Consider the following 12,791-nt stretch of genomic DNA (forward strand, 5'->3'; position numbering starts at 1 on the left):
AACACGCCCCGTCCGAGGCGCTCTCGTTTAAAAACGAAGCGCACGCAGTGTCCGGAAGCTTGTGGTGATGTCGGGCAGATAGGGCGCGGGGGCCTCGTCGTTCTCGACGTAGAAATGGCGGACGCCGGCGCTGCCCTTCAGCTTGAAGAGCGCGGCGAAATCGATCGTGCCCTGCCCGACCGCGGTCATGCTCCGATCGGGGCGCATGTCCTTGACGTGATAGGCGTAGAGGCGCGTCGACAGTCGCTCGACCAGCGTCGTCAGGTTTTCGCCGGCATGCATCGCCCAGTAGAGATCGAGTTCGAGCTTCACGAGCGCGGGATCGGTCTCCTTCAGCAGCCGCTCGTACAGGCTGACGCCACCCGGCTTGGTTGTGAACTCGAAATCGTGGTTGTGATACGCGAAGCCAAGCCCGGCCTTCTTCAGGTCGGTCGCGAACCGGTTGAAGTTCGGCAGCGCGGCGGTCCAGCCCGCCTCGTTGCGATGCTCGTCGGTCATGTACGGCAGCACGACGGTGGTCGCGCCGAGCGTCTTGGCCATCGTCACCGACTGGTCGAACTGCTTCAACAGCGCATCGTAGCTGATATGCACCGAAGGCGACGTCAGGCCGAGCTTGTCCATCGTCCGGCGCAGCATCGCGTGATCCATGCCGTCATAGCCGCCGCCGCCGAACTCGACCTCGCGGTAGCCGATCTTCGCGACCTGCCCGAGCGTCCCCACCGGGTCCTTCGAGAAGATGTCGCGGATCGTGTAGAGTTGCAGGCCGATCGCCTTCAACTGGGCGGCCGACGCGGTCGGCACGAACGCGAGCGCTGCAGCCGCACCGGAGCCGGCGAGCAGGGTTCTACGGCTGAGGATCATGCGGAATACACCTTGTTGACCTGAGAATAGGGGAACTGGCCGTTATACTCGCCCGGCACCGGCAGATATTCGCGCTCCTGCGTCATGCCGATTTCCGACGTGTAATAGCCGGTGACGACGAGCTGGCGGAATGCCTCGAAGAAGACGCCGCCCGACGGGATTTGGTCGTTCATCGCGAGCGTGAGAAGCGCGTCCTGCTGCGCCGCGGTCGCCTTCGCCCCGGCGACCTTATAGTCCTTCAGGCTGCGTGCCTCGATCGCGTCGAGCCCGGCGAGGATCGGCACGCGGTCGGCCGGCGCGGCCCAGTCGGCGAGCAGCTTCTCGATATACGCCGGCACGCCCGCGGCGATCGCGCCCGGTGTGTCGGTGGTCGGCAGCACGCGTTCGCTGAGCGCGATCATCAGCGCGCGCTGGGGGGCGGTGAAGACCGCGACGCTGGGCGGGCCTTCGCTGATGACGGGGATGCCCGCCGCCGCGCCGGGCGCCTGGCCGACACCGGCGGCGCGTGCGATCGGCGCGTATAAGGCGGTGCCGAACATGGCGACGACGCCAGCGAGTGCAGTTCTGCGATCGATCATTTACCGTCCTTCTTCAGGTCCTGCGCGATCGCCGCCTCGGGCAGCGGACGAACCCAGATGTTGCGGAACGATACCGGCGAATCGTGATCCTGGAGCTGGATCGGCGCGGCGTCGGCGTGCGCGGTGTAACTGGCGACCTTGCGCCAGATCGTGGTGCCGAGCATCGCCTGATGGTTCTGGACGAGCACGCCGTTGAGCAGTGCGGTGACGTACGCCGGGCGGAGCAGGCTGCCGTCGGCGGCAAAGCGGGGGCGCTCGAACACGATGTCGTAGGTCTGCCACTCGCCGGGACGGCGCGCGGCGTTCACGAGTGGCGGTTTCCAGCCATAGACCGCGCCGACGGTGCCATCGGCATAGGTCGGGTTCTGCGAGCCATCGAGGATCTGCAGTTCGTAGCGCTGCATGAACCAGATACCGCTGTTGCCGCGATCCTGCGACGTCTTGGTCGGCGGGTTTGGCGAGCGGAATTCGAGATGCATCTGCACGTCGCCGAAGCTCTGTTTCGAGACGAGGTTGTTCTCGCCACCGCTTTTCGCGCGCGACGGGATCGTCAGCGCGCCGTTCGCGATCGGCCACGCGATGCGATCGGGCCTCCACGCGTCGAGCGAACGGCCATCGAAGAGTACAACCGCATCGGCGGGCGGACCGCCGGGGGTGGCAGCTGGTGCGACGACGATCGGCGCGGGGCGGTCGGCGTCGTGAACGCGCCACTGGCCACCGGGCAGCATCGGCGTGTCCTTGAAGCCTGGCTTTTCCTGGGCCGCGATCGGCCCCGTCGTCATCAGCGCCATCGCCGTGCCAGCGCTCGCCATCAAACAGGTCTTCATGCGTATTTCCTTCATCCCCATTGTTCTCATGCCGCGTCGATTTCGCGATAGGCGGCGATCAGGCGATCCTCGCCCGCGCGACCGGCGATCGAATTGCCGTGTTCCATGCCGATCACGCCCGCATAGCGTTTGGTCTTCAGCCACTTCACGATCCACTTGAAGTTGATCTCGCCGGTTGACGGCTCGTTGCGACCCGGATTGTCGCCGAACTGGATATAGCCGATCTCGTCCCAGCAGGTGTCGAGCGTCGGGATCAGGTTCCCCGACTGGATCTGCTCGTGATACAGGTCGGCGAGCACCTTGACCGCCGGGCTGTTGGCACCGCGCGCGACCGCATACCCTTGCGAGATCGTCTGCATGTAGACGCCGGGATGATTGGTCCGCGTGTTGAGCGGCTCCATCACCATCGCCGCACCCGATGGCGCGACGATGTCGCCAGCGCGGCGCATGATGTCGATCACGCGCGCCGTCTGGATATCGACCGGAACCTTCGGGTCCATGAAGCCGGTGACGACGGTCATCCGCTTCGCGTTCAATCGCTTGGCGACGTCGAGCGAGGCGCGGATGTCGGCGAGGAACGCCTCGCGCTCGGCGCCATCGATCGCACCCAGCAACGGCCTGGACTTTGACCATTGGGGCATGCTGGCGACGAACACGCCCATCGTCATGCCGCGCTGCGCGAGCGCCTTGGCCATCTGCTCCTGCTCGGCGATCGAGCGCGTCGCCGCCTCGTTGTCCTCCCAGGCCGTGAAGCCCTGATCGGCCGCGTAGGCGATCTGCTCCAGCCTTCCGCCGCGGCTGGCGAAACTGCCTTCGTGCGGCGCGAAACCGAGCGAGAATCGCGCGGTGTTCGAACTGCGGCGTTGCCCCGCGGCCACGCCCGGTACCAGCGATGCGGCAGCGCCTGCCGCGAGCCCAGCCCCGAGCAGATTTCGGCGGGAGAGAGTCATGCGACCATTACCATCATTTCGACCCCTCCGCCTTGAGATACGCGATGATCGCCGCGCGCTTGGCCGGATCGGGGGTGGCGATCGGCATGCGCGTCCCCGGCACCTTCTTCTGCGGCGCGGTCAGATATTCGTTGAGCGTCTTCTCGTCCCAGCGCAGCTTGGATGCCTTCATCGCAGGCGAGTAGTTGAAGCCTGGCGCCGCGGCGGCGGCACGGCCGACCACACCGTACAGGTTCGGGCCTATGCCGTTGCGGCCACCCTTGACGACGGTGTGGCAGGCGCGACAGGCGGCGAAGGCGGGCGGTGAGGTCGCGGTGGATTGTGCGGTGGTCGGCACGGATATCGTGACCGCAGCAACCGTCGCGATGCTTCCCGCCACCAGAGCCATGAGCAACTTCATTCCGTCTCTCCCGAATCCATTGATGTCCATTTCCGGTCCGACCCGGCGTTGGCGATTACCGCTTCGATGAAGCGCATCGTGCGCAGGCCATCGGTCACGCCCGGAAACCAGCCTTTGCCATCGCCGCGGATTGCCGAGGCGAACGCGCGGTACAGGTTGGCGAACGCCTCGATATACCCCTCGGGATGACCCGCGGGTGTACGTACCAGCGGAGCGGTCGCGTCGAGCATACCAGGGCCACCGGTCCGCACGATCTCGGTCGGACGGTCGAGCCAGCGCAGCGTCAGCGTGTTCGGCTCCATCTGCGACCATTCGAGCCCGCCGCGTTCGCCGTGGATTCTGAGCCTGAGCCCGTTCTCCTCGCCCGCCGCGACCTGGCTCGCCTTGAGCGTGCCGCGGGCACCTCCCTCGAACCGGAGCAGCGCGCTGACGTCGTCGTCGAGCCGGCGACCTTCGACATGCGTCGTGAGGTCTGCGCAGACCGAGTGTACCGACAGGCCGGAGACATGCTCGGCGAGCTGGAACGCGTGCGTGCCGATGTCGCCGAGGCAGCCGCCGAGTCCTGCGCGGGCGGGATCGGTGCGCCATTCCGCCTGCTTGTTGCCGTCGGTGTCGATCGGTCGGCTGAGCCAACCTTGCAGATATTCGACCTGGACCAGACGGATCGCGCCGAAATCGCCGCGTTCGACCCGCGCGCGCGCCTCTTCGATCATGGGGTAGCCGCTATAGGTGAACGCCAGCGCGAACCGGCGGCCGCTGGCCTTGGCAGCGGCGGCGATCGCCTCGGCCTCGACGACGCTCATCGCCATCGGCTTTTCGCAGAACACGTGGAAGCCGGCGTCCAGTGCCGCGATCGCCATCGGCGCGTGAAGGTGGTTCGGCGTGACGATCGCGAGCGCTTCGATGCGCTCGTCTGCGGGCAATGTGCGTTCGTGCGCGATCAGTGCTTCAAGCGACGGATAGACGCGCTGTTGATCGAGCCCAAGCAATTCGCCGGTGCGCGTGTTGCGCCCGCCATCGGTGCTGAATGCGCCCGCCACTAGATCCCAATCGCCGTCGAGCGCCGCCGCCATCCGGTGGACGGCGCCGATAAATGCCCCCTCCCCGCCACCGACCATGCCGAGACGAAGCCGGATCATGCCTGCTCCTCGGACAGTCCGAGCAGCTTGCGGATCGCGGTGCGATCGATGCCGCTGGCGGCGAAGTCGTCGAACGGGTGGTCGGTCAGGCGGATCATGTGGTCGCGGATGAACGGTGCCCCCTCGCGCGCGCCGTCATCGGACCGTTTGAGCGCGCACTCCCATTCAAGCACCGCCCAGCCGTCATAGCCATATTGCGCCATCTTGCTGAAGATGGACGAGAAATCGACCTGCCCGTCGCCGAGCGAGCGGAAACGGCCGGCGCGGTCGACCCAGTTCTCGTAGCCGCCATAGACGCCGGTACGCCCGTTCGGGTTGAACTCGGCATCCTTGACGTGGAAGCACGAGATCCGGTCGTGATAGCGGTCGATGAAGTCGAGATAGTCGAGCTGCTGCAACACGAAATGCGACGGATCGAACAGCAGGCGCGCGCGCGGGTGGTTGTCGACGGCCGCCAGGAACCGCTCCCAGGTCGCGCCGTCATGGACGTCCTCGCCCGGATGGACCTCGAACGCGCAATCGACGCCCACCTCTTCGAACACGTCGAGGATTGGGGTCCAGCGGCGAGCGAGTTCGGCGAACGCTTCCTCGATTAGGCCGGCGGGGCGTTGCGGCCATGGATAAACGTACGGCCACGCAAGCGCGCCCGAGAAGGTCGCGTGCGCGGACAGGCCGAGATTGGCGCTGGCGCGGGCGGCGAGCTTGACCTGGTCGACCGCCCAAAGCTGGCGCTCGGCAGGTCTGCCGTGGACTTCGGGGGGCGCGAAGCCATCGAACAGCGTGTCGTACGCCGGGTGCACCGCGACGAGCTGGCCTTGCAGATGCGTCGACAATTCGGTGACTTCGATGCCGTGCCTGGCGAGGCCGCCGCGAAGATCGTCGCAGTACGTCTTGCTCTCGGCGGCAAGCTTCAGGTCGATCAACTGCGCGTTGCAGGGGATCTGGACGCCGACATAACCGAGGCCAGCCGCCCATTCCGCCAGCCCGTCGAGCGTGTCGAACGGGGCCTTATCCCCCAGGAACTGCGCGAGGAAAATCCCCGGGCCCTTCATGCCGGTCATGCTGCACTCTTCCTGGTGTCGTCGCGGAACGTGAACTGGAACAGCAGCGCGATCACCGCCGCAGCGATCGCGGGATACCACCACATATGCTGCCAGTCGGCGATGGTGGGGGATGCCGGCAGCTGCGCATACAGCAGCGCGCCGATCTGCGACCCGAGCAGCATGCCGACGCCGTAGGTGAACAATGTCAGCATGCCTTGGGCCTGCGCGTTCACACCCTTGGGCGTGGCGATCGTGCCGGTGTAGATCGCGCCGGCGACGAAGAAGAAATCATAGCACACGCCGTGCAGCGCGACGCCGAGATACACCGCCCAGATCGACGAACCGCCATCGCCGATCGCGAACAAGGCGTAGCGCAACGCCCATGCGGCCATGCCCACCAGCAGCAGCGGCTTCACGCCGAACCGGCGGTACAGCCACGGCATCGAGAACATGAACACGAGTTCGGACATCTGCCCGATCGCGAGCGTGCCGCCGACGTTGCTGATCCCCGTCGCGCCGACATAGGGCGAGGCATAGGCGTAATACATCGCGAGCGGGATCGAGATCAGCGTCGCGCAGGTCATGAAGATCAGGAACGAACGCTGCTTGAGCAACCCGAACGCCTCGACGCAGAACACCTGACGCAGCACGCTCTCGTCGCGCGGCGCGTCCGCGGTGACGTTCGGCAACGTAAAGCTGTAGAGCCCCAGCGCGATCGAGACGACCGCCGCGACGCGGAAGATCTCGGGGCTCGCCGATAGCCCTGCCCATCCAATGATCAGCCCCGCGGTGATCCAGCCGAGCGTCCCGAACGCGCGGACGAACGGGAATTTGTCGGTCCGCTCGCCGAAGCTTTTCAGCGCGATCGTGTTCGCGAGGCCGACGGTCGGCATGTAGAGGATCATGTAGCAGAGCAGCAGCCAGACGAACGTGCCACCATTCTCCGGCGTCACCAGCGACGGCAGCACGAACAGCAGCACGCCGCCGATCAGGTGCAGGATCACCATCAGCATCCGCGGGCTGACGTAGCGCGCGGCCGCCATGCCGAGCAGGAACGATCCGACGATCGACGCGATCGGACCGACCGAAAACGCGTTGCCGATGAGGGTACCGATCCCGACCGTCTGCATGACGAGGCCGAGGGTGACGGTCCAAGCGCCCCAGACGAAGAACTGCATGAACATCATCGCGCTCAGGCGGCCAGTCAGCGCGCCGCCGACCGAAGGCTCGGCCTGAAATCCATCGCTCGTCACGGCCATTCGCCACCTCTCCGATCGCAGTTTTCCTGCTTGTCGGACATGAAGCTACGGAGCCCCCGGCTGAATGTAAAGGATTACATGTGAAATATATCGACACGCCCTTTCACCGGATACATGACGACTTATGCCGACGATCATCGAAGTAGCCGCACTCGCCGGCGTCTCCACCGCCACGGTGTCGCGCGTGCTCAGCCGACCCGAACAGGTGTCGGAAGACACGCGGCTGCGCGTGCTCGCGGTGGTCCGATCCTCCGGCTACACACCCAACGTCGCGGCACGCAGCCTGCGGACGTTGCGTGCCGCCAAGATCCTGCTGACCGTCCCCGATATTTCCAACGCGTTCTTCGCCAGCGTCATCCGCGGCGCCGAAGAAGCGGCGCGGGATGCGGGATACTCGGTCGTGGTCGGCGACACCCGGCACGATCCGGACGTCGAGGACCAATATGCGGAGATGCTCTCGCGCCGCGAAGTCGACGGGCTCATCTTCCTCGGCCACCGTCTGCCCGCCAGCCTCGCGCCGCTGCTGTCGCGCAAGGGTGCTGCTGCGCCGATCGTCAACGGCTGCGAATACAGCCCGGACCTCGGCGTCCCCAGTGTCCACATCGACAACGCGGCCGCTAGCGCCGACGCGATCGAGCATCTGATCGATCTCGGCCACCGCAGTATCGGCGTGATCACCGGCCCGGAGATCAGCCCGATCAGCCGCGACCGCCTTGCGGGTGCGATCGACGCCGCGACCCGCGCCGGCCTGCGCGACAGCCTGCACGTCCGCATCGGCGACTATTCCGCCGGATCCGCCGTCGAGCAGACCCGCGACCTGATTGCGCAGGGCGTGACCGCGATCTTCTGCTTCAGCGACGAAATGGCGATGGGTGCGCTCAGCGCAGTCGGCGACGCGGGGCTGTCTTGCCCGAAAGACGTCTCGGTGATCGGCTTCGACGACCTTCCGCTCGCGCGCTATTTCCAGCCGCCGCTGACGACGATCGCCCAGCCAAAGGGCATGATCGGCCGCCGTACCGTCGAACTGCTGGTCGATATCCTGCGCGGTGTCGAAAGCCCGTCGCAGCAGGTTACACTCCAACACGAACTCGTGATCCGCAACAGCACTGCCCCGCCCCGGTCGGGCGACTGAGCGCAGACGGCATGAAGGGCGAGGTGGCGTGCTGTTCCGGCTCGTTGCCATGCTGCCCAGATCGGCGACCGGCGTCAGCCTGCATGCACGTCGGAATCCTTCCAGAGCGCCGCGGCCTTGGGCAGCAGGAAGTGACTGAACGGCAGGATCGCCGCACCGACCGCCGGCGCATCCTCGGACAGCGCAGCACGACGGACCGGCGCGATTGCGGGCGCATCGGTTGCATCCCGGATCAGAGCGTTGACGCGATCAGCGACCCGCTCCACCAGCCGGCTCGGGAGACGCCCGCCGATCAGGATGACCGCCGGATCGATCAGGCAGTTGATCGCGTCGAGCGGCGTGCAGAGCGTGTGCGCCGCCCGCTCGACCCATTCCTCGAGGCAAAGTTCGACGTCCGGCGCCCACTCGGCCTGGTGCAGCACCTGTCCGATCTCGAACCCCGAACTCGCCAGATGCTCGGCAAGCCCGGACAGCGAGACCAGCTTCTGCACGGTTTCGCGCCCTCGCTTGCCACCGCCGGCCGCCATGAACCCGAGCTCGCCGCTGCGTCCGTGCGTGCCGCGAACATACGCGCCATCGGCGACAAAACCGCCGCCCAGCCCCGACGACACGAGGATATAGAAGAAACTGCTGTAATTCTGTCCGAAACCAAGCTGCATCTCGCCCATTGCGGCGGCGGCGGCATCGTTCTCGACGAACACGGGCAGCGACAGCGGCTTGTCGAACAGCGCCGCCATGTCGATCCCGTCCCATGCCGCGTACGCCGCCGGACGGCCCGGCATCGCGACCAGCGCGAGGTCGTCCGGCCGCGCAACGCCGATGCCGACAAGCTTGGCGGGATCGACCTTCGCGCTTTTCAGCATCTGGCGTACCGAGCGCCGGAAAAGATCGCGAACGTCGTCGGGCAGCGCGAAGCTGATCTCGATCGACTTGCGCGCGAGGATCTGCGCGAGGAAATCGACCAGCACGATCGTGATATGGTCGCGGTCGATATTGACGCCGATCGAATAACACGCGTCGGCGCGAACGACGAGTTTGGTCGGCGGTTGACCGCGTCCGCCGCGACGCTGCCCTGCCTCCTCGATCATCCCTTCCTGCAACAGCCGCCGGGTAATGTTGGCGATCGCCGGCCCGGTCAGCCCGGTGATGCGCGCAAGATCGATCCGTGTCAGCGATCCGCCGAGGCGAATGGCGTGCAGCGTCACCCGCTGGTTATGATCGGCGGCGCGCTCGAGATTGGTCCCCGACAGGCGCGGCGGCGTTTGAAGAGTCATGCGGACCGATCACTTAGGCTGGAGAATAGAAAACGAAGCCGCCGTTCACCGCAACGTCGCGGCTTCCGGATTAACACGGACGTGATCCCGCGATTGCGAAGGCTTGGCAAGCGCGCGCTATTCGCGCCCCGTGAACGCGCAGCGTATTGCCCCGGTCTGAAGACCTTTTCCTGCATCCCCGCCCCCAAACTGTTCATTTGAATTATGCAATTTGTTGTTCTAATCCACTTGCACGGTTGTGCAAGAGCGGGCGATGAAGCCAGCCTGCCCCGATCGAAAAGAGGATGCGCGCGACATGGTTCACCTGGCACCCGGCATGATCCCTAGATCTTCGGCACCCGGCGATGTCGGCGGCGCCCTGTGACGTCGCCATTGGCCGCAACCGCCGGTGTGTCTGCAACCTATTTCCCTCCGAACGGGTGACCTCGATGTCCATCTTCACGCGATCATGCCTCATGGGTGCGCTGCTCACCACGATACTCGCCGGCCCCGGCTTCGCTCAGGATGCCGCCAAACCGAGCGATGCGGTCGATCCATTCATCGGCACCGGCGGCGAAGGCCATACCTTCCCGGGCGCCGTCGCCCCGTTCGGCATGGTGCAGTTGTCACCGGACACCGATACATCCTGCGTGATCCGCACCTGCTACGGCCATGCCGCCGGCTATCGCTACGACGATCCGACGATCGAGGGGTTCAGCCACACGCATTTTTCGGGCGCAGGGCATTCCGATCTCGGCGACATCCTCGTCATGCCGGTGTCGGGCGACACCGTGCCGATGGACCCCGGCACGCCCGCCGCACCCGGCTATCGGTCGCGTTTCTCGCATGCCACCGAGGTCGCCAAGCCGGGCTATTACGCGGTGACGCTGGACGGTCCCGGCGTGCGCGCGGAAATGACGGCAGGCACGCGGATCGGGGTGCATCGCTACAGTTTCCCCAAGGGCAAGGCGGCACACCTCGTCGTCGATCTTCGGTCTTCGCTCTACAATTATCCCGGCAAGATCCTCTGGTCAGGACTGCACCTGCGCGACGATGGCGTGCTCACCGGCTTCCGCGAGACGCGCGGCTGGGCACCCGGACGCAAGCTCTACTTCGCGATGCGGTTCTCGGCGCCGCTGGTCGGCCACGCACTGGTCAACCGTGAGAAGGACATTCCGTACAAGGGCTTCCAGGGGCCAGGACGCGGCAGCGATGCGCTGGCGGAGAAACTCGGCCAGGCACTCGAAGCGCGGCTCGATTTCGGTACGCTCGACGCACCGCTCGAGGTGAAGGTGGGGATCTCCGGGGTCGACGAAGCCGGCGCGCTCGCCAATCTGGACAGCGAGCCCGGCGGCTTCGACGCGGTCCGTGCCAAGACTGGAAGCGATTGGGATACGGCACTCGGCGCGATCAAGTTCGAGGCCGCGGCACCGATGCGCCGGATCTTCGCGACTGCCTTGTACCACAGCCTGCTCGCCCCCAGCGTCTGGAGCGACAGCGACGGGCGCTACCGCGGTCCGGATGATCAGGTGCATCAGGCCGACGGCTTCACGGTTCGATCGACCTTCTCGCTCTGGGATACGTTCCGCGCCGAACACCCGTTGCTGACGCTGATCCAGCCGGAGAAGACCAATTCCGACATCGTCCGCTCGCTGATCGCCAGCCAGCAGCACAGCCCCGACGGCATCCTCCCGGTCTGGCAGTTCGCCGGGCGCGAGACGTGGACGATGATCGGCTATCACGCCGTCCCCGTCATCGCCGACGCGTATATGAAGGGCATCGGCGGCTTCGACGCGGACGCCGCGTTGCAGGCGATGGTCGCGAGCGCGGATCACGCGTCCTATGGCGGGCTCGGCGAGTATATCCAGCGCGGCTACGTCCCGATCGACAAGGAGCCGGAGGCGGCGTCGAAGACGGTCGAATATGCCTATGACGACTGGGCGATCGCACGGATGGCACGGCGGATGGGCAAGACCGACATCGCCGAGCGGTTCGAAAAGCGCGCGGGGAACTGGCGCAACAGCTTCGACGCGAAGTCCGGCTGGTTGCGCGCAAGGCTTGCGAACGGCGCGTTCCGCACCCCCTTCGATCCGACCGCGATCAACTATGGCTCCGATTATACGGAGGGCAATGCGTGGCAATATAGCTGGTTCGTGCCGCAGGATCAGGCGGGGCTGTTCCGGCTGCTCGGCGGCGATGCGAAGACCGTGAAGAAGCTCGATGCGATGTTCGAGTTCGACAATTCGAAGGTCGACTACAGCCATGCGGAGGATATCGCCGGGCTGATCGGGCAGTATATCCACGGCAACGAACCGAGCCACCACGTCGCCTATCTCTATAATTACGCCGGTGCGCCGTGGCGGACGCAGGCACGACTCGGGCAGATCGTCGCGAGCCAATATGGCGCAAAGCCCGAAGGGCTGAGCGGTAACGATGATCTCGGGCAGATGTCCGCCTGGCTCGTGTTCACCGCGCTCGGCTTTTATCCGGTCGCGCCGGGTTCGAACGAATATGTCATCGGGCGCCCGTTCCTGTCGGAGGCGACGATCACGCTCCCCGGCGGCAAGCAGTTCGCGATCCGGACGGACAATCTGTCGGATGCCAACCCCTACATCCAATCGGTCATGTTGAACGGCGCGCCCCTCATCCGGAGCTATCTTCGCGACGCCGAGATCCGGCAGGGCGGCGAACTGCGGTTCGTGATGGGCGCACAGCCGAACAAGCGCTGGGGCCAGGATACGAAGGCCAGGCCGTTTTCGTCCTCGAGTGTTGGCTCGACCCGGCGTGCAGGGTCTGCACGGTGACCGAACGACTGTAAAAGCGCGATCAAAACACAACTTATGCTAGCCATGTTGGGTATAGCATTAATTAGTTCTTCACTGTTTTGACCAAAGCTCATAGTCGAGTGTTTCGTGTAAAAGGGAGTTTTTAAATGCGTAAAGTCATTCTTGCCGTGTCCGCAATCGCTGCAGCAGCGATGCCAGTTGCCGCCAACGCAGCCGCAACCGTTTCGGCTGCAAAGCCGGTCCGCGCCGGCACCTCGACCAGCGACGACAGCAAGGCTGCAGGTCCCGGTCTGCTCATCGTCGCGCTTGCAGCCGTCGCCGTTGGTGGCGGTCTGTACATGGCGATCGACGGCGGCGACGATAACTCCGACAGCAACTAAGACGGTGGGGCGGCATGTAGATGCCGCCCCATTTTCAATGCCTTAGCGACTAGTTTTTTACACCTTTAGCTGATCCGATACACCAGCGCTGCCGTCCGTACCGACGATGAAGCGCTTGTGGGGAGTTCGCCGACGATGAAACGTCGCGCTGGATCGTTCTGATACTTCCGCTCTTCGCATGAC

At 65.3% G+C, this 12,791-nt stretch carries 12 protein-coding genes; 3 read left to right on the forward strand and 9 right to left on the reverse strand.

Going from position 1 to position 12,791, the window contains the following annotated elements; genetic code table 11:
• Positions 1–27: 27 nt before the first annotated feature.
• The 8 genes from O6W96_RS05655 to O6W96_RS05690 are packed head-to-tail and all read right to left on the reverse strand — an operon-like array spanning position 28 to position 7,057.
• Positions 28–861 (reverse strand): sugar phosphate isomerase/epimerase family protein, encoded by an 834-nt coding sequence (locus O6W96_RS05655; RefSeq protein ID WP_353468685.1) that lies wholly within the window; start codon positions 859–861, stop codon positions 28–30.
• Positions 858–1,439: a gluconate 2-dehydrogenase subunit 3 family protein gene (locus tag O6W96_RS05660; protein ID WP_353468686.1), complete on the reverse strand. Its 582-nt coding sequence runs from the start codon at positions 1,437–1,439 to the stop codon at positions 858–860. The genes O6W96_RS05655 and O6W96_RS05660 overlap by 4 nt, the downstream gene beginning before the upstream one ends.
• A complete protein-coding gene (locus O6W96_RS05665) occupies positions 1,436–2,266 on the reverse strand; it encodes a 3-keto-disaccharide hydrolase (RefSeq protein ID WP_353468687.1) in 831 nt (276 codons plus the stop codon). The genes O6W96_RS05660 and O6W96_RS05665 overlap by 4 nt, the downstream gene beginning before the upstream one ends.
• Positions 2,267–2,292: 26 nt before the next feature.
• Positions 2,293–3,216 (reverse strand): hydroxypyruvate isomerase family protein, encoded by a 924-nt coding sequence (locus O6W96_RS05670; RefSeq protein ID WP_353468688.1) that lies wholly within the window; start codon positions 3,214–3,216, stop codon positions 2,293–2,295.
• 13 nt (positions 3,217–3,229) lie between these two features.
• The gene (locus O6W96_RS05675; protein WP_353468689.1) at positions 3,230–3,616 is read right to left on the reverse strand and encodes a c-type cytochrome; all 387 of its coding nucleotides are present in this window, start codon (positions 3,614–3,616) and stop codon (positions 3,230–3,232) included.
• Complete coding sequence (locus O6W96_RS05680) at positions 3,613–4,755, reverse strand: Gfo/Idh/MocA family protein (RefSeq protein WP_353468690.1); 1,143 nt, start codon at positions 4,753–4,755, stop codon at positions 3,613–3,615. The genes O6W96_RS05675 and O6W96_RS05680 overlap by 4 nt, the downstream gene beginning before the upstream one ends.
• A complete protein-coding gene (locus O6W96_RS05685) occupies positions 4,752–5,816 on the reverse strand; it encodes a sugar phosphate isomerase/epimerase family protein (protein ID WP_353468691.1) in 1,065 nt (354 codons plus the stop codon). Before O6W96_RS05685 ends, O6W96_RS05680 begins: the two co-directional genes overlap by 4 nt.
• Positions 5,813–7,057 (reverse strand): MFS transporter, encoded by a 1,245-nt coding sequence (locus O6W96_RS05690; RefSeq protein ID WP_353468692.1) that lies wholly within the window; start codon positions 7,055–7,057, stop codon positions 5,813–5,815. The genes O6W96_RS05685 and O6W96_RS05690 overlap by 4 nt, the downstream gene beginning before the upstream one ends.
• 124 nt (positions 7,058–7,181) lie before the next feature.
• On the opposite strand from O6W96_RS05690, the gene O6W96_RS05695 reads away from it, so the two are divergent.
• On the forward strand, positions 7,182–8,189 hold the full coding sequence (locus O6W96_RS05695; protein ID WP_353468693.1) for a LacI family DNA-binding transcriptional regulator: 1,008 nt from the start codon (positions 7,182–7,184) through the stop codon (positions 8,187–8,189).
• Between the two features lie 74 nt (positions 8,190–8,263).
• On the opposite strand, the gene O6W96_RS05700 is transcribed toward O6W96_RS05695, so the two are convergent.
• Complete coding sequence (locus O6W96_RS05700) at positions 8,264–9,463, reverse strand: ROK family transcriptional regulator (RefSeq protein ID WP_353468694.1); 1,200 nt, start codon at positions 9,461–9,463, stop codon at positions 8,264–8,266.
• 428 nt (positions 9,464–9,891) lie between these two features.
• Here O6W96_RS05700 and O6W96_RS05705 point away from each other — a divergent pair, with 428 nt between their 5' ends.
• Together O6W96_RS05705 and O6W96_RS05710 are read left to right on the forward strand one after the other, a co-directional pair.
• Positions 9,892–12,246, forward strand: coding sequence for a GH92 family glycosyl hydrolase (locus O6W96_RS05705; RefSeq protein ID WP_353468695.1), 2,355 nt, complete (start codon positions 9,892–9,894; stop codon positions 12,244–12,246).
• 128 nt (positions 12,247–12,374) lie between these two features.
• Positions 12,375–12,608 (forward strand): hypothetical protein, encoded by a 234-nt coding sequence (locus O6W96_RS05710; protein WP_353468696.1) that lies wholly within the window; start codon positions 12,375–12,377, stop codon positions 12,606–12,608.
• Positions 12,609–12,791 lie beyond the last annotated feature (183 nt).

Source organism: Sphingomonas faeni (genome assembly GCF_040407495.1).
Lineage (GTDB): Bacteria > Pseudomonadota > Alphaproteobacteria > Sphingomonadales > Sphingomonadaceae > Sphingomonas > Sphingomonas faeni_D.